At 61.1% G+C, this 22,191-nt stretch carries 23 protein-coding genes and 1 pseudogene; 12 read left to right on the top strand and 12 right to left on the bottom strand.

The annotated features are described in order from the left end of the window. Positions 1–83: 83 nt before the first annotated feature. Positions 84–632: pseudogene (locus ACVWXC_RS06295) on the bottom strand (RNA-guided endonuclease InsQ/TnpB family protein); the annotation flags it as partial. 139 nt (positions 633–771) lie between these two features. On the opposite strand from ACVWXC_RS06295, the gene purL reads away from it, so the two are divergent. Then, positions 772–3,072 (top strand): phosphoribosylformylglycinamidine synthase subunit PurL, encoded by a 2,301-nt coding sequence (purL, locus tag ACVWXC_RS06290; RefSeq protein WP_457391645.1) that lies wholly within the window; start codon positions 772–774, stop codon positions 3,070–3,072. A 66-nt stretch (positions 3,073–3,138) separates the two neighbouring features. Here the strand turns inward: purL and trxB are convergent, their stop codons facing one another. Further along, on the bottom strand, positions 3,139–4,569 hold the full coding sequence (gene trxB, locus ACVWXC_RS06285) for a thioredoxin-disulfide reductase (protein ID WP_011430211.1): 1,431 nt from the start codon (positions 4,567–4,569) through the stop codon (positions 3,139–3,141). Between the two features lie 372 nt (positions 4,570–4,941). On the opposite strand from trxB, the gene glnA reads away from it, so the two are divergent. The 4 genes from glnA (at position 4,942) to ACVWXC_RS06265 (ending at position 10,330) form a co-directional block, all read left to right on the top strand. Further along, entirely contained in the window at positions 4,942–6,366 is a 1,425-nt protein-coding gene (gene glnA / locus ACVWXC_RS06280; RefSeq protein ID WP_099884009.1) for a type I glutamate--ammonia ligase, read from the top strand. A gap of 52 nt (positions 6,367–6,418) precedes the next feature. Next, positions 6,419–7,294 carry a hypothetical protein gene (locus ACVWXC_RS06275; RefSeq protein ID WP_457391648.1) on the top strand — a complete coding sequence of 292 codons (876 nt, stop codon included), beginning with the start codon at positions 6,419–6,421 and terminating at the stop codon, positions 7,292–7,294. Between the two features lie 82 nt (positions 7,295–7,376). After that, entirely contained in the window at positions 7,377–8,093 is a 717-nt protein-coding gene (locus tag ACVWXC_RS06270) for an SDR family oxidoreductase (RefSeq protein ID WP_457391699.1), read from the top strand. A gap of 179 nt (positions 8,094–8,272) precedes the next feature. Continuing rightward, positions 8,273–10,330: a cation:proton antiporter domain-containing protein gene (locus ACVWXC_RS06265; protein WP_011430215.1), complete on the top strand. Its 2,058-nt coding sequence runs from the start codon at positions 8,273–8,275 to the stop codon at positions 10,328–10,330. Positions 10,331–10,422: 92 nt separating this feature from the next. On the opposite strand, the gene ACVWXC_RS06260 is transcribed toward ACVWXC_RS06265, so the two are convergent. The 3 genes from ACVWXC_RS06260 to ACVWXC_RS06250 form a co-directional block, all read right to left on the bottom strand. Continuing rightward, positions 10,423–10,914, bottom strand: coding sequence for a hypothetical protein (locus ACVWXC_RS06260; RefSeq protein WP_011430216.1), 492 nt, complete (start codon positions 10,912–10,914; stop codon positions 10,423–10,425). 147 nt (positions 10,915–11,061) lie between these two features. Continuing rightward, positions 11,062–11,661, bottom strand: coding sequence for a recombination mediator RecR (recR, locus tag ACVWXC_RS06255; protein ID WP_457391650.1), 600 nt, complete (start codon positions 11,659–11,661; stop codon positions 11,062–11,064). Between the two features lie 21 nt (positions 11,662–11,682). Then, entirely contained in the window at positions 11,683–12,018 is a 336-nt protein-coding gene (locus tag ACVWXC_RS06250; RefSeq protein WP_011430218.1) for a YbaB/EbfC family nucleoid-associated protein, read from the bottom strand. Between the two features lie 167 nt (positions 12,019–12,185). Between ACVWXC_RS06250 and ACVWXC_RS06245 the strand changes: the two genes are divergently transcribed. Genes ACVWXC_RS06245 through ACVWXC_RS06235 form a run of 3 tightly spaced genes read left to right on the top strand, consistent with a single transcriptional unit; the run spans position 12,186 to position 15,863 of the window. Next, positions 12,186–13,082: a carbohydrate ABC transporter permease gene (locus ACVWXC_RS06245; protein WP_099812146.1), complete on the top strand. Its 897-nt coding sequence runs from the start codon at positions 12,186–12,188 to the stop codon at positions 13,080–13,082. 36 nt (positions 13,083–13,118) lie between these two features. Further along, positions 13,119–14,627, top strand: a complete 1,509-nt coding sequence (locus ACVWXC_RS06240) for a UbiD family decarboxylase (protein ID WP_457391653.1) — start codon at positions 13,119–13,121, stop codon at positions 14,625–14,627. Positions 14,628–14,648: 21 nt separating this feature from the next. Next, positions 14,649–15,863 carry an SLC13 family permease gene (locus ACVWXC_RS06235; RefSeq protein WP_011430221.1) on the top strand — a complete coding sequence of 405 codons (1,215 nt, stop codon included), beginning with the start codon at positions 14,649–14,651 and terminating at the stop codon, positions 15,861–15,863. 16 nt (positions 15,864–15,879) lie between these two features. On the opposite strand, the gene ACVWXC_RS06230 is transcribed toward ACVWXC_RS06235, so the two are convergent. Further along, entirely contained in the window at positions 15,880–16,122 is a 243-nt protein-coding gene (locus ACVWXC_RS06230; protein WP_041438297.1) for a hypothetical protein, read from the bottom strand. A 319-nt stretch (positions 16,123–16,441) separates the two neighbouring features. On the opposite strand from ACVWXC_RS06230, the gene ACVWXC_RS06225 reads away from it, so the two are divergent. Continuing rightward, positions 16,442–16,729: a hypothetical protein gene (locus ACVWXC_RS06225; protein WP_011430225.1), complete on the top strand. Its 288-nt coding sequence runs from the start codon at positions 16,442–16,444 to the stop codon at positions 16,727–16,729. 161 nt (positions 16,730–16,890) lie between these two features. Beyond that, a complete protein-coding gene (locus ACVWXC_RS06220) occupies positions 16,891–17,202 on the top strand; it encodes a hypothetical protein (RefSeq protein ID WP_457391656.1) in 312 nt (103 codons plus the stop codon). Positions 17,203–17,205: 3 nt separating this feature from the next. On the opposite strand, the gene ACVWXC_RS06215 is transcribed toward ACVWXC_RS06220, so the two are convergent. After that, positions 17,206–17,436, bottom strand: coding sequence for a hypothetical protein (locus ACVWXC_RS06215; RefSeq protein ID WP_041438301.1), 231 nt, complete (start codon positions 17,434–17,436; stop codon positions 17,206–17,208). 252 nt (positions 17,437–17,688) lie between these two features. Between ACVWXC_RS06215 and ACVWXC_RS06210 the strand changes: the two genes are divergently transcribed. Beyond that, positions 17,689–18,489: a DnaJ domain-containing protein gene (locus tag ACVWXC_RS06210; RefSeq protein ID WP_099812143.1), complete on the top strand. Its 801-nt coding sequence runs from the start codon at positions 17,689–17,691 to the stop codon at positions 18,487–18,489. Here the strand turns inward: ACVWXC_RS06210 and ACVWXC_RS06205 are convergent. The 4 genes from ACVWXC_RS06205 to ACVWXC_RS06190 all read right to left on the bottom strand — a co-directional run bounded on the left by ACVWXC_RS06205 (position 18,486) and on the right by ACVWXC_RS06190 (position 20,546). Continuing rightward, positions 18,486–19,163 (bottom strand): chorismate pyruvate-lyase family protein, encoded by a 678-nt coding sequence (locus ACVWXC_RS06205; protein WP_240530983.1) that lies wholly within the window; start codon positions 19,161–19,163, stop codon positions 18,486–18,488. The genes ACVWXC_RS06210 and ACVWXC_RS06205 overlap by 4 nt on opposite strands. A gap of 75 nt (positions 19,164–19,238) precedes the next feature. Next, positions 19,239–19,742 carry an AbrB family transcriptional regulator gene (locus ACVWXC_RS06200; protein WP_228375487.1) on the bottom strand — a complete coding sequence of 168 codons (504 nt, stop codon included), beginning with the start codon at positions 19,740–19,742 and terminating at the stop codon, positions 19,239–19,241. After that, positions 19,739–20,188 carry a Fur family transcriptional regulator gene (locus ACVWXC_RS06195; protein WP_011430231.1) on the bottom strand — a complete coding sequence of 150 codons (450 nt, stop codon included), beginning with the start codon at positions 20,186–20,188 and terminating at the stop codon, positions 19,739–19,741. The genes ACVWXC_RS06200 and ACVWXC_RS06195 overlap by 4 nt, the downstream gene beginning before the upstream one ends. A gap of 34 nt (positions 20,189–20,222) precedes the next feature. Beyond that, on the bottom strand, positions 20,223–20,546 hold the full coding sequence (locus ACVWXC_RS06190) for a DUF1825 family protein (protein WP_011430232.1): 324 nt from the start codon (positions 20,544–20,546) through the stop codon (positions 20,223–20,225). Positions 20,547–20,697: 151 nt separating this feature from the next. Here ACVWXC_RS06190 and cobT point away from each other — a divergent pair, with 151 nt between their 5' ends. Beyond that, a complete protein-coding gene (gene cobT, locus ACVWXC_RS06185) occupies positions 20,698–21,825 on the top strand; it encodes a nicotinate mononucleotide-dependent phosphoribosyltransferase CobT (protein WP_457391660.1) in 1,128 nt (375 codons plus the stop codon). Here the strand turns inward: cobT and clpS are convergent. Beyond that, positions 21,774–22,079 carry an ATP-dependent Clp protease adapter ClpS gene (gene clpS / locus ACVWXC_RS06180; protein ID WP_011430234.1) on the bottom strand — a complete coding sequence of 102 codons (306 nt, stop codon included), beginning with the start codon at positions 22,077–22,079 and terminating at the stop codon, positions 21,774–21,776. The genes cobT and clpS overlap by 52 nt on opposite strands. Between the last annotated feature and the right edge of the window lie 112 nt (positions 22,080–22,191).

Genomic DNA, 22,191 nt, shown 5'->3' with positions numbered 1-22,191 from the left:
GTGAAGACTTCTTTACTACTGATCAATCCATCCTCCTTCCGAAGTTGGTTTGCTAAGTGCTGCTATTGTACCCCTTGAGCCCTTAACAGGCTGTACCACCCATCAACCTTGCGGGTAACGGTAGCAGTCTTGATCGTAAAACCGTCGGGCAAAGGACGGTGCTGGATCAGCTTAACCGGCCCAATTTTGGGCAGATGGATAAACTTCCCTCGAATGCAGTCCTGCTTCATTTGGGGGAAGGTAAAGGAGCGGTACCGCCCAACACCCTTAAATCTCGGCCTTCCTGCCCGCTTGCCGTTGGAGTCACCTTTGATCCATCTATCAAAGGCCCTTTGTACCCGCCGTATGCAGTCTTGGAGCACCTGGGAATAAATCTCTCGGTATTCAGGAAACAAAGCCTTGGTATTGGGCAAGTCCCGCTGCTGCGAGTACAAGTCGGGCTGCTCCTTCAACTCAGGCAGATGACAGACCGTTAAGGAGCAAGCATGGATACCGCAGCGATTTTGCTCCCACCAGCGGAAGCGCTCCGCCAAGCGATAGTTGTACTGTTTACGCAACAACTCCAGCCACTCACCCATTAGGGCGACTTGGCTAGAAGTAGGGCGCAAGCGGTACTGGTAGGCAATTCGCACATGAGATTACGATATCTGTTCATGAGTGTCTTCGCCATTCATCCCGACCCTGACCGGCCCCCCAGTCCCCCCGTGTACGGGGGGATATAGGGGGGTACAGGGCAGGCCTTCCTGGCGAATTAGGTAAACCTTGAACGCTATGACCTCCGCTTCTGCCCCGCCAGACCTGAAAGCCCACGGCCTTTCCCCAGAGGAATACCGCCAGATCCAGCAGCAACTGGGCCGGGATCCCAACCCCACCGAGCTGGCCATGTTTGGGGTGATGTGGTCGGAGCACTGCTGCTACAAGAACTCCCGCCCTCTGCTAAAGCACTTTCCCACCACGGGCGAGCGGGTGGTGGTGGGGCCGGGGGAAAATGCCGGCGTGGTGGATCTGGGGGATGGGGACTGGCTGGCCTTTAAGATCGAGTCCCACAACCATCCTTCCGCCGTGGAACCCTTCCAGGGGGCGGCCACCGGGGTGGGGGGCATCCTGCGGGATATCTTTACCCTGGGCGCCCGCCCCATTGCGCTGTTGAACTCTTTGCGCTTTGGGCCGCTCACGGATCCCCGCAACCGCCGCCTCATGGCCAGGGTGGTGGAGGGGATCGCCCACTACGGCAACTGCGTGGGGGTGCCCACGGTGGGGGGGGAAGTGGCGGTGGATCCCTGCTACAGCGGCAACCCCCTGGTCAACGTCATGGCCCTGGGCCTGCTGGAGACGCCGGCGGTGGTGAAGTCGGCAGCGCGGGGAGTGGGCAACCCGATCTTGTACGTCGGCGCCACCACCGGCCGGGACGGGATCCGCGGGGCCAGCTTTGCCAGCGCCGAGCTCAAGGAGGACGCGCAGCAGGATCGGCCGGCGGTGCAGGTGGGGGATCCCTTTCTGGGCAAATGTCTCATCGAGGCCTGCCTGGAAGCCTTTGCCACAGGAGCAGTGGTGGCTGCGCAGGACATGGGCGCTGCCGGGATCACCTGCTCCACCGCGGAGATGGCGGCCAAGGGAGGGGTGGGGATCCGCTTCGACCTCGACCGCGTGCCGGCCCGAGAAAGCGGCATGGAAGCTTGGGAATACCTCCTTTCGGAGTCCCAAGAGCGGATGCTGCTGGTGGTGCAGAAAGGCCGGGAAGCAGAGGTCATAGAGATCTTCCACCGCTGGGGCCTGCAGGCCAGCGTGGTTGGGGAAGTCATTGCCGAGCCGCTGGTGGAGATCTGGCACCAGGGATCCTGCGTGGTGCGAGTGCCGGCGCGGGCCTTGGCGGAGGATACCCCTGTATACGTCCGTCCCGTGTTGCCAGAGCCGCCAGAGTATGTGCAGGCAGCCTGGCAATGGGATCCCAGTACCCTTCCCCCCTGCGACCGGCAAGGGATCCACCTACCCCAGGAAACGCTGCCGTGGGAGCAGGTGCTGCTGCAGCTTTTGGCAAGCCCCACCCTGGCCAGCAAAGCCTGGATCTATCGCCAGTATGACCACCAGGTGCAAAACAACACCGTCCTTTGGCCGGGACAGGGAGATGCGGCGGTTATCCGCATCCGCTCCCAAAAATTTGGCGTGGGCGAGGTGCCCCCTCTGCAGGCTGCCCGCAAAGCCATTGCCGCCACCCTAGATGGCAATGGCCGCTGGGTGTATTTGGATCCCTACGAGGGGGCCAAGGCCGCCGTGGCCGAAGCCGCCCGCAACCTCTCCTGCGTGGGGGCGGATCCCCTAGCCATAACCGACAACCTCAACTTCGGCAGCCCGGAAAACCCAGTGGTGTACTGGCAGTTGGCCCTGGCCTGTCGGGGGATTGCCGAGGCCTGCCGCGCCCTGGGCACGCCGGTTACGGGGGGGAACGTCTCCCTCTACAACGAGAAGGGATCCCAGGCCATCTACCCCACCCCCGTCATCGGCATGGTGGGCCTCATTCCGGACTTGAAATTCATCTGTGGCCAGGGGTGGCAGCAAGAAGGGGATCTCGTCTACCTCTTGGGATCCCAGGCCGTCACCAGCCTGGGCGGCAGCGAGTATTTGGCGGCAATCTACAACAAGGTCACGGGTCGTCCTGCCCCCGTGGATCTGGAGCTGGAAAAGCGCGTGCAAGGGGCCTGCCGCCACGGCATCCGCCAGGGGTGGGTGCGCTCCGCCCACGACTGCAGCGAGGGAGGGCTGGCGGTGGCCTTGGCAGAAGCCTGCCTGAGTGGGGGCCGCGGCGCCAGCGTCTCCCTAGCTCCTGGATCCCTGCGCTGGGATCAGGCCCTCTTTGGCGAGGGATCCAGCCGCATCCTCGTTTCTGTGGACCCGGCCCAGCGCTCTCCTTGGGAAGCCTACTTAGAGTCGCAGCTCCCCGGCCAGTGGCAGCTTCTAGGACAGGTGGGCGGGCCTGCGGATCCGTTGGTGTTGACAACGGCAGAAGGGGATCCCCTGTTGTCAGTCTCTTTGGCCGCCCTGCAGGGTGCCTACTACAGCGCCTTTGCCGACTAGCCGCCTAGCTCCCCTCTCCCTCAGGGAGAGGGGCTGGGAGAGGGGCCGGGGGTGAGGGGGACTACCTCAAGCTGATTTTGCCTCAGACAAATTCGCCTGGATCACCTCCCGGTAGTGGGACTTGGGCTTGACACCCACCACCTGAGCCACCAGCTCCTTGTTTTTGAAAAACTGCACCGTCGGCGTGCAGGTGACCCCCCCTGCCTCGGCGATCTCCGGGTCTTTCTCGATGTCGATCTCCACCACATGCAGCTTGTCGGCAAACTCTTCGATGACCTTGTTCAAGATCAGCTTGAGGGCATGACAAGGGGCACAGGTGGGGGCGGTGTACTTGACCATCAGCAGGCGATCGCTTTCGTGGTAGAGCCGCCGCAGGGCATAGCTCCCCTCGTGGCAGGTCTGGCTGAAGTCGAGGTCATCTTGCACCTCCTGCTCAAAACTGGCCTCCTCAACAGCCGAGTCTCCCTCCGGCTCTACCTCGACAGCAGAGGCAGAAGCGGGCTCAAGATGGCTTTGAGGGACGACGTGATACTCCTGTGCCAGGCCGTGTTCGGAGAGCCAGCGCTCCGCCAGCATGGCCGCCATACAGCCGGTGCCGGCAGCGGTGATGGCCTGGCGAAACTCGTGATCCTGCACATCCCCGGCGGCAAACACGCCCTCTACACTGGTGGCTACAGATCCTGGGCGGGTGACAATGTAGCCCACTTCATCCAGTTCCAGTTGCCCTTTGAACAAGTCGGTGTTGGGCTTGTGGCCGATGGCGTAGAACAGGCCGCCCACTGCCATCTCCCGAATCTCGCCCGTCTGGTTGTTGCGCACCTTCACCCCCGTCAGGCGCAGGCCGTCGCCCAGAACCTCCACCGCCTCCGTGTGCCAGTGGACGGTAATCTTGGGGTGGTTGAGCACCCGGTCTTGCATGGCCTTGCTGGCCCGCATCTTGCCACTGCGCACCAGCATGTGGATATGGGATCCAAACTTGGTCAGGTAGGTGGCCTCCTCACAGGCGGTATCGCCGCCGCCAATGACCACCAGCTCCACCCCCCTAAACATGGGCATGGCCCCATCGCAGACGGCGCAGGCCGACATGCCCCGGTTCCAGTAGATCTCCTCTCCGGGCAAGTGCAGGCGCTTGGCCGTGGCCCCGGTGGCAATAATCAGGCTGTGGGTGCGCACTTCCCGTTCGTCAGAGCGAACCACAAAAGGCCGCTGGCTCAGATCCACAAAGGTGACGTCCTCGGGGTAAAGCTCTGCCCCCCACCGCTGCGCCTGGGCACGCATGTTTTTCATCAGTTGGGGGCCACTGATGCCCTCGGGAAAACCCGGAAAGTTCTCCACCTCGGTGGTGGTCATCAACTGCCCGCCCGGGATCCCGCCCACCTGAAACCCCTCAAACACAACCGGCTTCAGGTTGGCACGCCCGGCATAAATGGCCGCCGTAAACCCAGCAGGGCCAGAACCAATAATCACCACGTTCTCAACCCGACTTTGCTCTGTCATCCGATGTCGCTCCTTGCTGTTGCTGAAAACTAAACCAAACTCATAACGACTACGTTTTAGCCTAACACGAGCTGGTACCCTCGGCGAGGCTGGAGCTTGTTAGTCCCATTTTCGCTTTCCTCTAGCTAGGGGGACAGGGTTTTGTCTCTGTCTGGAGGACAACAGGGCAGAAACGCCTGGCTGAGAGGCGCGATGGCCAACCTCTGGAGCAGAAGGCCAAAGCCAGGGCAATTTCGTATCAGAAACTACAAAATGCTGAGATCGGCTTTTCTAGGATGGGTGAGCGCTTTTGGCCCATTCAAGTCGAAGCGTGGGGATCCCGTCTACCTTTGATTACCCCAGTCTCAACCGCAACCCAATCAGGAGAGAGTAATGGCATCCACGCCCCAAGATGTGCTTCAGATGATCCAGGACAACGATGTCCAGATGGTGGATCTCAAGTTTGTGGATCTCTTTGGCACCTGGCAGCATGTCTCCTTCCACTCTTCAATGCTGACGGAGCAAGCTTTTAGCGAAGGGCTGCCCTTTGATGGCTCCAGCATCCGAGGCTGGAAATCCATCAACGAGTCAGACATGTACATGGTGCCAGACCCCAAAACGGCCTGGATCGACCCCTTTTTCCAAGTGCCCACCCTCAGCCTCATCTGTAGCATCATTGAACCCCGCACCGGTCAGCCCTACAGCCGTTGTCCTCGGAGCCTGGCCATGCGGGCTGTGGCTTACCTGCAATCGACAGGCATTGCCGATACGGCTTACTTTGGGCCCGAGGCAGAGTTTTTCATCTTTGAAGATGTACGGTTTGACCAAACTCAGAACGCCGGCTACTACTTCGTCGATTCCATCGAGGGCCGCTGGAACTCAGGCCGGGAGGAGAAAGGGGGCAACCTGGGCTACAAGCCGCGCTACAAAGAAGGCTATTTCCCTGTGCCGCCCACCGATGCCCACCAAGACCTCCGCACCGAGATGCTGCTGACGATGGCCAAGTTGGGGGTGCCTATCGAGAAGCACCACCACGAGGTGGCTACCGGCGGGCAAGGGGAGCTGGGCTACCGCTTTGCCGATCTGATCACGGCTGCCGACTACATGATGATTTACAAGTACGTGATCCGGAACGTGGCCCGCAAGCACGGCAAGACGGTGACGTTCATGCCCAAGCCCCTCTTCAATGACAACGGCAGCGGCATGCACACGCACCAGTCCCTCTGGAAAGACGGCCAGCCCCTGTTCTACCAAGAGGGCAACTATGCCGATCTCAGCGAAACGGCTCTCTACTACATCGGCGGCCTGCTCAAGCACGCCCCGGCCATCCTGGCCTTCACCAATCCCACCACCAACTCCTACAAGCGCTTGGTGCCCGGGTTTGAGGCGCCGGTAAACCTGGCCTACTCGCAGGGCAACCGCTCGGCTTCCATTCGCATTCCGGTCACGGGCAAAAATCCCAAGGCCAAGCGGCTGGAGTTTCGCTGCCCCGATGCCACCTGCAACCCCTACATCGCCTTCTCGGCCATGTTGATGGCCGGCTTGGACGGGATCAAGAACAAGATCCACCCCGGCGAGCCCCTGGACAAAGACATCTACGATCTAGAGCCAGACGAGCTAGCCAAGATCCCCTCCACGCCCGGATCCCTGCTGGATGCTCTGGAAAACCTGCAGAAGGATCACGCTTTCTTGTTGGAGGGAGGTGTCTTTACCGAAGATCTCATCGAGGCCTACATCGAGTACAAAATTGACAACGAGATCAACCCCATCAACCTGCGGCCTCACCCCTACGAGTTCGCGCTCTATTTCGACGCCTGATTCTCATCTAAACCATTAGTTCTCGGCCAAGGCTTTTGAACGGGATCCCTTCTTGCTGGAGGGATCCCTTTTTTGTGCCTGCTCTGGTACTCTGGGTGGGGGTGCTGAAGTTTACAGACTCAGAGGGAGGCTTGGGATGGAAGGGCTTATGGAATTGCTTATTTTTCTTATTGTTTCTGTTCTTTTTGTTGTTGGCCTCCCGGCGCTTATCGCCTATCTAGAGGCCTATCTAGAGAAGAAGCGTCGGGAAGCTTTGGAGCAGGTGGCCAGGAGCCTGGGCATGTCGTTTTCAGCAGAGCTACCCGAAGGGATCCGCTCCCGCTTGCTTCAGGCAGGCTTTAAACTATTTGAACAAGGCTACGATCGACGTTTCTACAACTCAATGTCCAAGCGGCTAATCGATGGAACTGAGATCGGTGCCTTTGACTATCAGTATGGGTACCCCAGCGGCAGGGGCAAGAGGCGGGCCAGGGCAGGAGCGCCCACACCCGACGATCATAGGTACCCCAGCGGCAGGGGCAAGAGTCGCAGGATTGTCTGGGGCAAGAGTCGCGGCACTCATTGCCAGTCTGTTTTCTGGGCCTATTGCGAAGATCTACGGCTACCTCATTTTCGGCTGCACCCAGAAGTTCCCTTGTTCCACGACGTTGCTAAAGCTTTTGGCATGCAGGATATCAATTTCGAGAACCATCCCGACTTTTCTCGCCGCTACCTTTTGCGCGGAGAAGATGAGGCTAAGATTCGCCTGCGCTTCCACCCCAGTTTCCTCAACTTCTTGGAGCAGCATCCTCCTTGTTATGCGGAGGGATTCGGGCCGCAGCTTGTCATTTGGCGGGATTACCCACCACCGGTGACTCCAGAAAAAATGGCAGACTGGCTGCGCTTTGGGGAAGAATGGGTGCAGCGACTGCGGTTGCGTCGGGTTTAGGCTCTCTCGTCTTCGGCACTCAAGCAAGGCTGATCCCCAGGTATGATGGGGGAAAGAGTTTAAGAAACGTGAAGTGTCTCCGTTGTCCCAGGCAGTTGTTCTCGTGACAGGGGCCACAGGGGGAATTGGCAGTGCCCTTGTGCCTCTCTTGGCCCAGGCCGGAGCCCATCTAGTGCTGGCGGCGCGGCGAGAAGGGCCCCTAGCCACCTTGGCCGAGAAAGCAGTAGCCCTCGGGGCTGCTTCTGGAGTAGGGATCCCCACAGATGTAACCGACTACGCCCAGGTCGAGGCGCTGGTGACCCAAACGCTGCAGAGGCACGGGCGGATCGATGGGCTAATCAACCTCGCCGGCGCCGGCATCCTCAAACCTGCCCCGCAAATTACCCCCGCTGACCTGGAGCAGATGCTGGCGGTCAACCTCAAGGGCAGCTTCTACACCAGCCAACTGGTGGCCAACGCCATGCGGGAGCAGAAGTCCGGCCATATTCTCAACTTCCCCGGCATTCTGGGCCGCCACCCCATGGCCATGGCCTCTGCCTACTGTGCTGCCAAGTTTGGCGTGGTCGGTTTTACCAAGTGCATGGCTGACGAGCTGAAGCGCTTTGGGGTACGCTTTACTCTGTTTTACTTTGGCGGCATCGACTCCCCCTTCTGGGATCCCATCAGCCTCAAGGTGCAGCGGGACAAAATGCTCAGCCCTGCCACGGCTGCCGAGGCGATTCGCTTTGTCCTGACGATGCCTGCCAATGCCGTGCCCAACGAGGTGGTGTTGCAGCCGGAAAGCCACCAGTTTCTCTAAGGCTTGCCGAGTTCTGGAAGAAATCCCTGCTGCAGGATCCAGAGCTGGCACAAGTCGGTATTGCCAGCGGGAACTTCCCCAGGCAAGAGAGGGTGGGTTGGGGCTGGCCAGATCTCCTTGCGGCCCTTTGGGCAGATTGCCTCCATAATCAGGAAGACGTCCAGCCGGGGGCCTAGCCGATGGAGGCCATACGCTCACTTGTGCAAGAGGAGCCCATCCTCTCCTTTGCTCTGTTGCTGGGGGTGATCCTGGTGGTGCCGCCGCTATTTGAGCGGCTGCGCCTGCCGGGGTTGGTGGGCCTTTTGGTGGCGGGGATCGCCCTGGGTCCTCAGGGACTGAACCTGTTGACTTCAGAGCTGCCGACGGTGCAGTTGCTCTCGGAGATCGGCGTGGTCTATTTGCTGTTTGTGGCCGGGCTGGAGATCGACCTGGAGCAATTTCGGCAGACCCGCAACCGCTCTGCCACCTTTGGCTTGTTGACCTTTGCCATTCCCCTAACCGTGGGCACCGCCATTGGGCGGCTGTTTGGCTTTGGCTGGAACGCGGCCATCCTGCTGGGATCCCTGTTTGCCTCCCACACCCCCCTGGGCTACCCCATCGTCAGCCGCTACGGTCTGGTGAAAAACGAGGCGGTGCTGGTCACCATCGGCGGCACCATCTTCACCGACATTGCCGCGCTGCTGGTCTTGGCGGTCTGTGTCGGCATCCACGGCGGCGAGTTTTCCCTCTGGAGCTTGGTGCGGCTGCTGGGATCCCTGCTGCTGTATGCGGCTGCTGTGCTGTTTGGGGTGGACTGGCTGGGGCAGCGGTTTTTTCGGGTCACCGGCAGCGAAGAGGGCAACCAATTTTTGTTTGTGCTGCTGGCTCTGTTTGTGGCGGCTCTGGGGGCGCAGTGGATTGGGGTAGAGAAGATCATCGGCGCCTTTCTGGCGGGGCTGGCCGTGAACGATGTGCTGCGGGAGGGCTCTGTCAAAGAAAAGATCGTCTTTGTCGGCAGCATCTTGTTCATCCCCGTCTTCTTTGTGGATATAGGGCTGTTGCTTGATCTACGCGCTTTTTTGCAGACCCTTAGCTCCCTTTGGCTGCTGTTGAGTATCCTGCTGGGGCTGGGCCTCAGCAAGTACGCTGCTGCCCAACTCTGTCAGTGGCTCTACCGCTACACCCCGACCCAAAAGCTGATGATGTGGTCGCTCTCCTTGCCCCAGGTGGCGGCTACCTTGGCGGCAACCCTGGTGGGGTACCGCGTGGGGTTGCTCAATGCAGACGTGCTCAACAGCGTGGTGGTGTTGATGTTGGTAACGGCCACCCTGGGCCCAATTTTGACCAGTCGGGCGGCCACGCAAATGGCTATGGAGGAGGAACAGAGTCGGTTCCCATCTCCACCAGGAGTCGCTCCCGCCTCCGCAGCGCCGCCTCCCCAGCCCTACGTGGTCGTGGTGCCGCTGGCCAATCCCGAAACCGAGGAAAACCTGCTGGAGATGGCCTGCCTCCTGGCCAAGCAGGAGGGCGGGCGGGTGGTTCCCCTCTCGGTGGCGACCGGCCACCTGCACATGGACTCTCCCTTGCTGCAAACTTCCCTGGAGCACGGAGACCACCTCCTCAAGCGGGCGACAGAGTTTTGTCGGCCCTTTGGGGTGGAGGTCACCCCTCTCTGCCGCATCGACAGCCACGTGGCCCAGGGGATCAGCCACGCCAGCCGTGAGCAGAACGCCAGCCTCATCGTCATGGGCTGGAGCGATCCCACCCGCTTACAGGCCCGCCTCTTTGGCAGCGTCATCAACAGCGTCCTCTGGGCTGCCCATTGCCCAGTTGCCGTAGCACGCCTGCTCCATCCCCCCCACAAGCTGCGGCGGATCCTGGTGGTGCTGGAAAACTTTCGCTCGCAGACGGCTCGGGCGGTGCGCCTAGCCCAGATCTTGGCCGCCGCCAGCCAGGGAGAAGTTACCTTGCTTCACATCTGCTTCGCCAGCACCCCCGAAAGCGATCGCCAGTGGCTGGAGGCGCAGCTTTTATCCCTAGCCCAACAGCCAGACTTGGGCTACCCCGTCCAGGTCAAGGTCTTGGCCAGTGACGAGGTCGTCAAAACCCTCTTGCAGGAGGCCCAAGGATTTGACCTGGTGGTGCTGCCCTCTTTTCGTCGGCGCAACCCCAGCGGGAGCCTATCCTTCAGCGACACGACCACTCGCCTCCTAGAACGCCTCACCTGCTCTCTGATCATGCTCGGAGAGCCACTGTAAACTGCTCTTCCAAGGGTAGGCCCTGAGGTGGGACTCGATGTATTTGCCTAGTTTCGGCAACAGGGATGTGGTAGCGATAGCTGCTAGCGGGCTTAGAAATGCTGATGGGTGTGGGGGTGCTGCTTGATGTTGTCGGCATCCCTCACTTCCATTGCCGCATTGAGAATCCGCCGCGGCTCAGCGCTGAAATGGAGCTTGAACACCCCCCTCTCTGGCGTGCAGACCTGGTGCAGAGGGATGTGACGAAATTGGGGCTTGCTGCGGTACGTACGGGCCGCCGCTTGTAGCCGCTCCACAAAATCTTCTCCCAGCACCACCCCTGGCGGGAAAACATCGGCGGGCAAAGTCGGGATCCCGTTGTCGACAACTTCTGCGTAAGTAGTGGCGTAGAGAAGGCAGTAGGAAGTGCTGCGGCGCTCTTGGGCCAGGCAATCCAGGGCGGCGGCGGGAACCGGCTCGGCCACCAACACCTCCCTGAGGCGACCGTCCTCATCCCGTTGGAAGCAAGAGGCCACTCCCAGAACTACATAGTCCAGCCCCTGGACGGTGCCTGAGCTGAGGTGAGTTTGTGCCGTATCCGCCATCGCTGCCCTCTCCGCGTTGCTGGTTGAACTTTCTTGACCTCAGGTAAGTGCCGGGATCCCATGACAAGACCCGTGGTCCTCACCTTAGCAACAACTTCAGGGTTGGACACCTTGCTCTGGGCAAGCCCAGCCCGCAGTTACCTGGGCCTAAAACTCCTGCCGCGCTTCTAGGGCACGGGCCAGGGTAACCTCGTCGGCATACTCCAACTCGGATCCCAGGGGCAGGCCAAAGGCCAGACGGGTCATGCGCAGGCCGGGGGCAACCGGCTTCAGGTAATCTTTAACCACGTGCATAGTGACCTCCCCCTCCACGCTAGGGCTGAGGGCGAAGATCAGCTCTTGGGGCTTCTCCCGCGCCACCCGGGCCACCAGCTCGCGGATGCGCAACTGCTCGGCCCCGATCCCGTTCATGGGCGAGATCAGACCCCCCAAAACGTGGTAAAGGCCCTTGAACTCGCGGGTGCGCTCCATGGCGATGAGATCCTTGACATCGGCCACTACGCACCAGGTCGACGGATCCCTCTGCGGCGAGCGACAGATCTCGCAGGGATCCTCCGCCGACCAGTTAAAACAGATGGAGCAATGCTTAACGGTTTGCTTAGCCTCCAGCAGGGCTTTGGCCAGGGCCTCGACCTCGCCAGCAGGCCGGTTGAGCAAGTGCAAGGCCAGGCGCTGAGCTGTTTTGGAGCCAATGCCGGGCAGGCGCTGCAGCTCCTCGATCAGGCGAGCCAAAGGGCGAGTGTACATAGGAAGCCAGGCTGGCCGGGATCAGCCCAACCCCAACCCCGGCAGGCTGATGTTTCCGGTCAGCTCCTCCATGCGCTTGCGCATCGTCTCGGCGGACTGAGTGTAGGCGTTCACCATCGCCGTCAGGAGCAAGTCCTCCACCACATCCACCGGCTCCTGGAGCACTTGGGGATCCAGAGAGACCTTGAGGGGCTCCTGGTTGCCGTTCACTGTCACCTTCACTAGCCCATTGCCGGCCTCGCCGACGATCTCCATTTCTTCTAGCTCTTTTTGCAGCCTTTGAGCGCCGTCGCGCACCTCTTGGGCCTTCTTGAGGGCTTCTTGGATTTTGCCGAAGGGACCAAAGCCTCGGGTCATGGGATCCTCTTCTAGACACTGCTGTTCTACTCTACCCCTTTCCTCTTGTCGGTAAAAGTACCCGCCAAGCTGGAAACCCAGGTCAGATCGGCCTTTTTAGCCTGGGGTTAACCCTGACGAATTATCCTCAACAGAGAGGGCAAAAGCGTCCCCTGCCTGGAGGTGTCATGGCTCAACTGTTGCAGGATCCGCAGTCGCTAGCCGCCCAGCCCAGCCCCGTGCGCCAAAAGGCTTCTCCCTTGTCCTGGCGGCGCTGGATCCCGGAGCGCTGGTATGTTCACCTAGGCCTGTGGCTGGCCTGTTTGGCGCTGGGGTTTCCGGTGCTGTATGCGCTGATCGTGAGCACCCAAAACAATGCCGAGGTATTTCGCTATCAATTGACCTTTGGCTCCTCGTTGGCCTTTAACTGGCAGCAGGTGATGGTGGCGCGTCACCTAGGCCATTACATGGTCAACAGCGCCATCGTGGCCACGGCCATCACGGTGGGCAAAACGGTTTTGTCACTATTGGCGGGGCTGGCCTTTGTCTACTTTCGCTTTCCGGGCAAGGGGCTGGCCTTCGGCTTTGTGCTCATTACCCTGATGATGCCCACAGAAATTCTGATCATCGCTCTGCTGCGGCTGGTCACCAACCTGGGCTGGGGATCCACCTACTACGCCCTGATCGTGCCCTTTCTGGCCAGCGCCACCTCGACGTTTTTGTTTCGCCAACATTTTTCCAACATCCCCCGCGAGCTGGCGGAGGCGGCTCAACTGGACGGGGCCAACCCGCTGCAGTTTCTCACCCAGGTGCTGATCCCCCTGAGCTGGAACGCCATCGGAGCCCAGGCGGTGATTCACTTCGTCTACGCTTGGAATATGTACCTGTGGCCCCGCTTGATCGTGCAAGGCCGGGAGCGGCAGGTGGTGCAGGTGGGGCTGCAATCCCTGCTCAACCTGGATAGTTCCGCCTCCTATGGCCCCATGATGCTGGGGGCGATCATCGCCAGTATTCCGCCGCTGGTGGTGTTCATTGCCCTGCAAAAGCCTTTCATGAGCGGCCTGGCCCTCAGCCGCGACAAGTAAGTTAGCGAGATCCTCATCCCCGCGAGTGCTCCCTTCATGCCCAGAGATCTGCGCCGTTTCATCGCCCTGCTGGAGTCCCGTGGCCAGCTTCGCCGCATTTCAGCAGAAGTAGATCCCGACCTGGAAATTGCCGAGATCGCCGATCGCCTCTTGGCCTGCGGGGGGCCGGCGCTGCTGTTTGAGCGGGTGAAGGGATCCTCGATGCCCCTGCTGATCAACGTTTTGGGCACGGTGGAGCGCATCTGCTGGGCGCTGGGGATGGAGCAGCCGCGGGAGCTGGAGGAGCTGGGGAAAAAACTGGCCTTGCTCTACCAGCCGCGCCCGCCCAAAAATTTTGCCCAGGCCCTGGAGCTGGGGCAGGCGCTGTTCCGAGTCTTCCAAGCTCGACCCAGCCGGGATCTCTTCCCCCCCTGTCAGCAGGTGGTGCTGCTGGGTGAGGCGGTGGATCTCACCCAACTGCCCCTGCTGCGGGTCTATCCCGGCGATGCCGGGCGGGTGCTGACCTTGGGGCTGATGGTTACCAAAGACCCGGAAAATGGCATTCCCAATGTGGGGGTGTACCGCCTGCAGCTCCAGAGCCGCAACACGATGACGGTGCAGTGGCTGTCGGTGCGGGGGGCCACCCGGCATTTGCGCAAGGCGGCGGCCCTGGGCCGGAAGCTGGAAGTGGCAGTGGCCATCGGGGTGGATCCCGCTGTGATCCTGGCGGCGGCTACGCCCCTGCCGGTGGATCTGTCGGAGTGGCTGTTTGCCGGCCTCTACGCCGGCGAAGGGTTACACCTGGCCCGCTGCAAGACGGTGGATCTGGAGGTGCCAGCCCACGCCGAGATTGTTCTGGAGGGCACCATCACGCCAGAGGAGGTGGCCCCCGACGGCCCTGCCGGGGATCACATCGGCTACTACGGCCCTCGCAACGAGCAAGCTCCGCTCATCCGCTTCCACTGCCTCACCCACCGCCGCGATCCCATCTACCTCACCACCTTCAGCGGCAAGCCTCCCAAAGAAAACGACATGATGGCGCTGGCCCTGAACCGCATTTACACCCCCATTCTGCGGCAGCAGGTGCCGGAGATCGTGGATTTCTTTTTGCCCATGGAGGGCTTGGGCTACAAGGTGGCGATTCTGTCCATCGACAAGGCCTATCCCGGCCAGGCGCGGCGGGCGGCCCTGGCTTTTTGGAGCGCCTTGCCCCAGTTTAGCTACACCAAGTTCGTCATCGTGGTGGACAAGGACATCAATGTGCGGGATCCGCGGCAGGTGCTCTGGTGCCTGTGTTCGCGGGTGGATCCGCAGCGGGATGTGTTTATTCTGCCGGACAACCCCTTTGACGCCCTGGACTTTGCCACCGAAAAACGGGGTCTGGGGGGCAAGATGGGGATCGATGCCACCACCAAGATCCCCCCGGAAACCGACACCCCCTGGCGGCAACCGCTTGCCCCGGATCCGCAAGTGGCCCGTCTGGTGGATCGCCGCTGGGCGGAATACGGCCTGGCGGATCTGGACTTGCAGCCGGCGGATCCGCGCCTATTTGGCTACGAGTTCTAGGGGTGGCTAAGAGGCTGGCAGGTGCAACAAGCGCTGTCTTGGCTGGTGCTGCTCCTGAGCTATGTCGGGCTGGGGCTGGGATCCCTGCCCAGGCTGCGCATGAACCGGGCCACGATTGCCCTGGCGGGATCCGCTTTGCTGATTGCCCTAGGAACAGTGCCGCTGCTGGAGGCTTGGGCAGCCATCGACGCGACCACGATTGTCTTTCTCCTCAGCATGATGGTGGTGAACGCCAGCTTGTCCCAGGGCGGCGCCTTCCAGCTAGCTTTGCTGGGCCTGATTCGGGTTAGCCGCAGTCCCTTTGGCCTTTTGCTCATGCTGGTGTTCGGCAGCGGGCTGCTCTCGGCCTTTCTCCTCAACGATACCCTGGCACTGGTGTTTACCCCCCTCACGTTGCAGGTGACAGCCGTGCTGGGGCTGAACCCTATTCCTTACCTCTTGGGCTTGGCGGCGGCCACCAACCTAGGGTCTGTAGCCACCCTGAGCGGCAACCCGCAGAACATCCTCATCGGCTCCTTCTCCGGGATCGGCTACCTGGAGTTTGCCGCCCAGATGACCCCGATTGCCGTGGTGGGGCTGCTGTTGGAGGTGGGGCTGCTGTGGCTCTACTACCCCGAGGTGCGCTCGCTGCAGCCCTTCGCCCAGGTGCCTTGGACGCCGCTGCGCCTCTATCCCCCCCTGTTGCGCAAGAGCGTGGCCATTACAGCGGGCCTGTTTGGGGCCTTTGTGGCCGGCCTGCCCCTAGCGGAGTCGGCCCTGGTGGCGGCGGCCTTGCTGCTGATTACCCGCCGGCTGAAGCCGGAGCGGTTTTTGGGGCAGGTGGACTGGAACTTGCTGGTGATGTTCTCCGGGCTGTTTATCCTGACACGGGCAACCCGAGAGCTGCTGGCCGGCTGGGGAACGAGTCTGGGGCCCTGGGCGGAGCAGGTGGCGGGATCCCCGTTGGCGCTGCTGGCCGCTGTCGCCCTCTTGTCCAACCTCATCTCCAACGTGCCGGCGGTGCTGCTGCTGCAGTCGCTGCTCCCGCTGCAGGGAAAGACGGCCTGGCTGTTGCTGTCTGCCGGCTCTACGCTGGCCGGTAACTTGACTCTGTTTGGGGCAGTGGCCAATTTAATTACCGTCGAAGCGGCAGCTAGAAAGGGGTATGTGTTAACGTTCGGGGAACATCTCCGCTTTGGCCTGCCCCTGACGCTGCTTACCCTTGGGTTTAGCGGTCTGTGGCTGGGTCAGCCCTGAGCCTTGCCGGGAGCCCTCACTGGGCACTAAGGGCGGCCAAAAGCTCATCTGCCAACAACACTGCCGTGTAGACCAAAGCCTGTCGCTGCTCAGGCGAGAGATTGCCAATGGCAGTTTGGGGATTGCTGAGCATGCCCTGCAACACCCTGCTGGCCACGTATTCCCGTTTGGAAACGCCGGGGCTAGAGATGGTGGGGTTATCCAGGGAAAACTTCTGGTGGTGCTCGAAGGGAAAGGCATATTCAGAAGCTACCGGCATGGCTCCACTCCAAACCTGGACTCTACGCTGCGCTTGGCCTATTTTCGCATTGTCCCTTGCGGGGAAGCTCCAAAAACAGATGCGCCGTACGCCTATTTGCTTCACCTGAACCGCGTGCGGCATCCCGGCTCCAAAGAGCTTGCCCGTCGCCTGGAGCAGGCGGCCAGGGAGCCCTCCAGTTGTTACCCTGGGGCTCCGGCAGGGGCAGCAGCGTTAGCGACAGGATTGGGCATTCCCAAAAAGATGCAGGAAAATCAGGAGAAGTTGAGCCGGGATCCCAGACCCACCGGCTCTCCATCTCGTTTGCTGAGGAAACCCGATGCACGACCTGGACAGTTTGCCAGAACCGGTAGCCGATGCCCTAATCAAAAGCCTGCTTACAGATGTGGAGCGGCTGATCAACCAGCACGGTTTGTCGGAGGTTTTGGTGGGGTTGGCCATGTATTGCAATGTGCAGTTCAAGGCCAAGTTCAATAAACCCAACCGCACCGAAAAGGATGAGGAGCTGGGATTTTACTTCCGCGACGCCGCCAAAGCTCTGGAGGTAGCGGCCAGCCTCACCTATCGCACCATCGATCGCTCTCGGCCCACCTCGCCTGGCACCTAGACTTTAGGGATCCCTTTTCAACCCTCACCCCCGGCCCCTCTCCCAGCCCTCACCCCCGACCCCTCTCCCAAAGGGAGAGGGGAGTTGGCGAGCGCTCCGGGGTGGCAAGGGATCCCCCTGAGTTTTTATGCTGGTGGGCGAAAGTTGCAGTGAGGCCGCGCGTGAGAGTTGTCTGGGAACGCAGCATTTACGGGGGCAATGGCCGGGTGCCCTGCATCGTCTGCGGTGGATGGGCCGCCCCTATCCCAAAAAAGGGGCAGCAGGTGTTGCTGGCGGTGGTCTATAACGACCGCGGCCAAATCTACGGCGAGATCTGCCGCAGTTGCCTTAGTCTGGGGGCCAAGGGCATCAAAGAGTATCTCCGAGAGCGGATTGCCCGCCTGCGCAAACAACTGGAAGACTTGGAAGAGCTGGAGCAGGGAGAGGTGCAGTTGCCCACCCTGGAGCAGGAGCTGAGCGCCTACTTGGATTAACCGCTATACCTTCTTCTCGACCGAAACCTGCAGCCAGCAGCCCAGCTCGGCGGCCAGCCATTGCAACTCCGGATCGTGCAAGTTCTTCAGCTCGTACTTGCAAACGCCCGCCCAGATGTTCAACTGTGGGCCCACCTCTACCCGATCCCCATCGCAATCGCGTCGGGTATGGCGCGGCATCAGCTCCAGCCGGTGAGGAGATCCCGCGCCAGGCGGGTGGGTCTGCCGCTGCACCTGCTCAGCCGCCGCTCCGGTCGATGCCGCTGCTGCCAGGGTGGGCGCTCTGAGACCCTATCCCCTCGCTTCTGGGGCTTCTAAACAGGGATCCCTTGAGAAAGTTGTTCTGGATCCCAGAATCATCCCTGGAAAGCCTGTCCGCAAGCCCCCACGCATGGGCCAGCAGCTTTCCCGAAACGGGGAGGATATGCTGGGCGACAGAGAGGGATCCCCACTTGCCGAGGCGATGGTTTTCTAGCTGAGTCTTCCATGTCTACTCCGTCTGTTTTCCCCACCTACTACCAACAGTTGGGGCTTTCTCCCCAAGCCAGCCTGGAGGAGATCAAAGCCGTCTACCGCCGGCGGGTGCGCGAGATTCATCCGGATCGTCTGCCTGCCGATCTCCCCGAGGGGTTGCGGCAATTGGCCCAGCGAGAGTTTCTTCAGCTCCAACAGGCCTACCGCGTCCTCAGCGACAGCCGGCAGCGCCGGGCCTACGATCTCAGCCTCCAGCCTTCTCCTTTGCCGGTGCCGCAGCCGACCGTGGCCCCTGCCGGTTGGCTGGCCCTCTTGAGCGCTGTCTTGAGCGGAGCTGCTCTCTGTTTGGCAAGCTTGGCCCTTTGGAATGCTCGCATCCCGGCCCAAGGTTTGGATGTGGCCGGCAAAACGGCTGTTGTTGGCGCCCCTCAGTTGTCCGGCAACGCGGATCCCTCCCTGGCCACCGTCCCCCAGACATCCGAGACGGGCAACGCCTCGGAAAGGAGGATCTCGGCCCCAGCCGCCCCTTCTGAAGACTTCTTGAAGCCTTCCCCAGAGCAGGTCGACCGCTTCGCCCGCGCTCTGCTGGCGGTGCAGCCCCTTCTGGCGGCCACCCAAACTCGCCTGCAGCAGGCCAAGGGCAGCGAGGAACGTCGGCAAATTGAACAACAGTTTGAAACCGCAGCCGCCAAGATCATCGCCGCCCATCAACTGACCCCAGAGGACTATCACCGCATCTCTGCCAGCGCCCAGTCGGATCCGGGTGTGGCAGCCGCAGTCACCGCAGCCGTGCGCCGCTGGATGTCGCCCTAGCCCGACAAGACCCTGGCCTGTAGGCGGGAAGAAAAAACTTCGTAAATAACAGTCAAAGGCTGGCCTCGGTGCAGCAAAAGATAATGCCTAGCCCAAAAAGGGCCGCGACAGTTGAGCAGCCGGGCAACTGGCTCGGCTTCGCCATAGTAGAGGCGACGCACTTCGCGAAAGGTCTCCAGTTTTTCTTGGATCAGATTTTGGCCAATGGGCAAATCGGGATGGGGCAAGTATTGGGCCAGATGGTCGGAGTTCCACCAAGAGGTGGCATAGAGCAAGGGCTGCTGAGAGGTTGCTCCACACAGCCAAACCCGCCGCCGCAGCAAGGGGGATCCCAGCCGCGCCAGATCCTTGGTCAGCCGTTGCATGGACTGGGGGGCGGCGCTCTGCTCTGCCAGCAGCTCGACCCGGCCCGTGTCGAGCAGATGGGCCTGAATCGGCTCTTGGGTCAAGGCAGCCAGAGTGCGGGTGGTCAAGCCATCCCCCAAAAGCAGCAAGCGCAACACAGGATCCACCTGCACCAACTCAGGCTGTAGCGGATCTGCCTCCCCCTGCCAATACAGTTGCAGGGGCCACCAATCGCCTTGGCCAGAGGAGACGTTAGAACAGAGGGCAGCGCTCCAAGGGGATCCCGCAGCGTCGCCATGGCAGGTGAGTGAAGAAGGGAAAAGTTCCAAGGCGGAGGTTGAGTTGTTAAGTTCTGTGTCGCTCCTTAGTCTAGCCCACCCCATGTCTCTGCTCTAGGGATGTTCCTAGCTGGTGCCCGGCTGGATCAGCAGCCGTACCAGCCAGGGGACGACCACGATGACGCTGATCAGGCGGGCCAGGTGCATGACCACCACCGTGCTGGCTTGCGCCCCCATGTCCAGGGCTATCAGGCTCATGTCCGAAATGCCTCCCGGAGCGGTGCCCAAGATGGCGGTCAGGCGCTCGATCCCCAGCCAACGGGAGATCAAGTACCCCGACAAAACTCCCGTGCCCACCGCAATCACCGTACAGAGCAGGGCCGGTCGCCACAGATCTTTCAAGGCCAACAGCGTATCGGCGGTGAGCTTGCTGCCCAAAAGAATGCCCAGCACCACCTGCATGACAAAGCGGATCCCGGCTGGGGGAGTGGGGATCGGGATCGCTCCCCAAACATTGACCAAACCCACTGCTACCATCGAACCCACCAAAGCTCCTGCCGGCAGCCTCAGCTTGACTGCAATCAGGGCGCCCGCCAATCCGATCAACAGCGTCCAGAGATAGTTCATCATTGCGGTTTGGCCTCAAGGCAAGAGGATCGCTGTGAGCCAGGGTTGGAGCTGCTCTCCCCACGGCATTCGGCGCAGATCCCGTAGAAGTCAAGCACATGGTACTCGATGACAAATTGGTAGCGGCTGGCAAGCTGCTCCTCCAGGTCTCCCACTGGGCAATCCGGCAGAGGCACCACCCGCCGACATTCGGTGCAAATGAGGTGATGGCGGTTGTGGCCGTTGCTGGGCAAAACCTGATAGTAGGTCTGCTGATCTCCCAAGTTGACCGCTTGCAGCTTGCCCTCGTTGCGCAGAGCCTCCAAAGCCCGGTAGACCGTGGCCAAGCCAACGCTATGGTTGGCATTGCGCAACTCCAGGAAGATCTCTTGGGCCGAGAGGGGCCGCAAGCTCTGCTTCAAGACTTCCAGGATCAGTTTTTGGCTGCGGGTCTGGCGGGAGGAGGACATGATCCCTTTTCGTTGTGAGGGGTCACCAGCAAGGTTAGCGCTCGGCGTCGGCCTCGGCTTTCATGCGCTCTAGGGTTTGGTGCATTTGGTCGAACATTTGGCTGAGGGTGAGCCCAAACCCCCCAAGCTGGGTTTGCAGTTGTTTGATGGTCATCTGAGCCATAAAGTCGTCGGAGAGCTCCAGCCGCTTCATGAAAATGCGCTGCCGCTCCAGCAATTCTTCCATTCGCTCGATGAAGATTTTTTTGCCTTCCCGGTCGAATTGGCCGTAGCGCTCGCCAAGTCGCATCAGGTTTTGGAAGTCCTGAAACAGCTGCTTGGCTTCTTCTTGAACGATCTCCGAGTCGAAGAAGCTCATGGCCTTTCGTCTGCCCTAAATAAACTGCATTGGGTATACCCATCCTATCCGATCGGGTTGGGGGGTCGCAGTCCCTGCCGTTTTCCGGCCAGTACGGGATCCCGTCCTTCGCTTGGGTGGAGAATGGAGTTTTGACCTGTCTGCCCCGCTTATGTTCCCCTTTCCTGGTGTGAAGGCTTATACGCAGCCGTCTTTGGCCCAGCAGTGGTGCCAACGGGTGCAGGGATCCCGACCGCTGTTTTTGGCCTGCCTGGGGTTTACGGAAACGGCCCTTATTCCCGGCATCTCGGCTGCCGGCGCCACGCCCTCCTTGCGGCGCTACACGGCCCTTGCCGATGGAGAGGTGTTGCTGGGGGACTATTCTCACCGCCTGCCCACCTCTCCCGATGGCTATCCTTCACCGGTGGTGATCAGCCGCGCCGTCCTGAGGGAGTTGGGGATCCCCTGTCGCGTGTTCGACTGTGGTTTGCCGGAGCCTCTGCCGGGGGCAGAAACGGTCAGCGCCAGGGGAATAGCCCGCTGCTTGAGCACAGGGCAGGCTCTGTCTTTGGAGCAGGTGGGATCCCTGTGGCAGGAGGGGTATGAGCGGGGATCCCGGCTGGAGTCGAGCTACTGCGTCATCGGAGAATGTGTGGCGGGAGGCACCACCACGGCGCTGGCAGTGTTGTTGGGGCTGGGCTGGCAAGCAGAGGGCATGGTCAACAGCAGCCACCCGGTCTGTAACCACGCCCAAAAGCTGGCCTTGGCCCGGCAGGGATTGGCCAGAATTCCCGCCAGGGCTACCGCCCCAGAGGTGGTGGCCGCTGTGGGGGATCCGATGCAGCCTTTTGTAGCCGGGCTGGCGATGGCGGCAGCCCAGCGGGGGCCGGTGCTGCTGGCGGGCGGCACCCAAATGCTGGCGGTGCTGGTCCTGATGCGGCGCTGGGGGGAAGAGCAAGGGATCCCCTGGCCCCCGGAGAATGTAGCCATAGGTACCACCCGCTGGGTGGCCGAGGATCCCTCGGGCAATACGGTGGGTTTGGCGGAGCTGCTGGGCGAGGTTCCCCTTTTGGCCACCCAACTCAGCTTTGCCCAAAGCCGCTATGCCCCCCTCCGGGCCTACGAGCGGGGCTATGTCAAGGAAGGGGTGGGGGCGGGTGGGCTGGCCATTGTCAGCAGCCTCTATGCCGGCTGGGGCCAGGCAGAGCTACTGGCCGCCGTTGAGCGCAGCTACGAGCAGCTCGTGCTTCAGGCCGGCTCCAGGGGGGCCATCGTCAGGCCCTCCCGCAGCAACTGTTGATGGTAGAGCTCTGCTTGCTCTTGCGGGCCGACCCAAACCACCGCCTGCCCTTCGGCATCCACCTGCACGGTCAGTTGCCGTGCCAGGGGCAGGGTCATGCCGGGGATGTACTTGAGCAAGCATTCGGTAACATGCTGAAAGGTGTTGAAATCGTCATCCAAGACGATCACCTTGAAGTGGGGGTAGGGCTGGCGAACCCGGGTTCTCGACGGAGACGACTGCTGAGCAGGTCGAGTGGGAGCTTCCGTGGTCATAGCAGCAGAACTCAGGACAACATCTGGATACCTAGGTCACATTCAACTTTCTCAACAGCCAAAAATCGGTCGCTGTTGATTCTGAGTCCATTCTAGTTCCTAGTCTCCAGTG

It is taken from the genome of Thermostichus sp. OS-CIW-20, from assembly GCF_054061455.1.
The sequence above is the reverse complement of the archived record's forward strand: the minus strand, read 5'-3'. Positions and strand labels throughout refer to the sequence as shown.

What these genes read in the sequence shown, in the direction of transcription:
- purL (WP_457391645.1), top strand. Translation starts at nt 772, where the DNA reads ATGACCTCCGCTTCTGCCCCGCCAGACCTGAAAGCCCACGGCCTTTCC.
- trxB (WP_011430211.1), bottom strand. Translation starts at nt 4,569, where the DNA reads ATGACAGAGCAAAGTCGGGTTGAGAACGTGGTGATTATTGGTTCTGGC.
- glnA (WP_099884009.1), top strand. Translation starts at nt 4,942, where the DNA reads ATGGCATCCACGCCCCAAGATGTGCTTCAGATGATCCAGGACAACGAT.
- ACVWXC_RS06265 (WP_011430215.1), top strand. Translation starts at nt 8,273, where the DNA reads ATGGAGGCCATACGCTCACTTGTGCAAGAGGAGCCCATCCTCTCCTTT.
- ACVWXC_RS06260 (WP_011430216.1), bottom strand. Translation starts at nt 10,914, where the DNA reads ATGGCGGATACGGCACAAACTCACCTCAGCTCAGGCACCGTCCAGGGG.
- recR (WP_457391650.1), bottom strand. Translation starts at nt 11,661, where the DNA reads ATGTACACTCGCCCTTTGGCTCGCCTGATCGAGGAGCTGCAGCGCCTG.
- ACVWXC_RS06250 (WP_011430218.1), bottom strand. Translation starts at nt 12,018, where the DNA reads ATGACCCGAGGCTTTGGTCCCTTCGGCAAAATCCAAGAAGCCCTCAAG.
- ACVWXC_RS06245 (WP_099812146.1), top strand. Translation starts at nt 12,186, where the DNA reads ATGGCTCAACTGTTGCAGGATCCGCAGTCGCTAGCCGCCCAGCCCAGC.
- ACVWXC_RS06240 (WP_457391653.1), top strand. Translation starts at nt 13,119, where the DNA reads ATGCCCAGAGATCTGCGCCGTTTCATCGCCCTGCTGGAGTCCCGTGGC.
- ACVWXC_RS06230 (WP_041438297.1), bottom strand. Translation starts at nt 16,122, where the DNA reads ATGCCGGTAGCTTCTGAATATGCCTTTCCCTTCGAGCACCACCAGAAG.
- ACVWXC_RS06225 (WP_011430225.1), top strand. Translation starts at nt 16,442, where the DNA reads ATGCACGACCTGGACAGTTTGCCAGAACCGGTAGCCGATGCCCTAATC.
- ACVWXC_RS06210 (WP_099812143.1), top strand. Translation starts at nt 17,689, where the DNA reads ATGTCTACTCCGTCTGTTTTCCCCACCTACTACCAACAGTTGGGGCTT.
- ACVWXC_RS06200 (WP_228375487.1), bottom strand. Translation starts at nt 19,742, where the DNA reads ATGATGAACTATCTCTGGACGCTGTTGATCGGATTGGCGGGCGCCCTG.
- ACVWXC_RS06195 (WP_011430231.1), bottom strand. Translation starts at nt 20,188, where the DNA reads ATGTCCTCCTCCCGCCAGACCCGCAGCCAAAAACTGATCCTGGAAGTC.
- ACVWXC_RS06190 (WP_011430232.1), bottom strand. Translation starts at nt 20,546, where the DNA reads ATGAGCTTCTTCGACTCGGAGATCGTTCAAGAAGAAGCCAAGCAGCTG.
- cobT (WP_457391660.1), top strand. Translation starts at nt 20,698, where the DNA reads ATGTTCCCCTTTCCTGGTGTGAAGGCTTATACGCAGCCGTCTTTGGCC.
- clpS (WP_011430234.1), bottom strand. Translation starts at nt 22,079, where the DNA reads ATGACCACGGAAGCTCCCACTCGACCTGCTCAGCAGTCGTCTCCGTCG.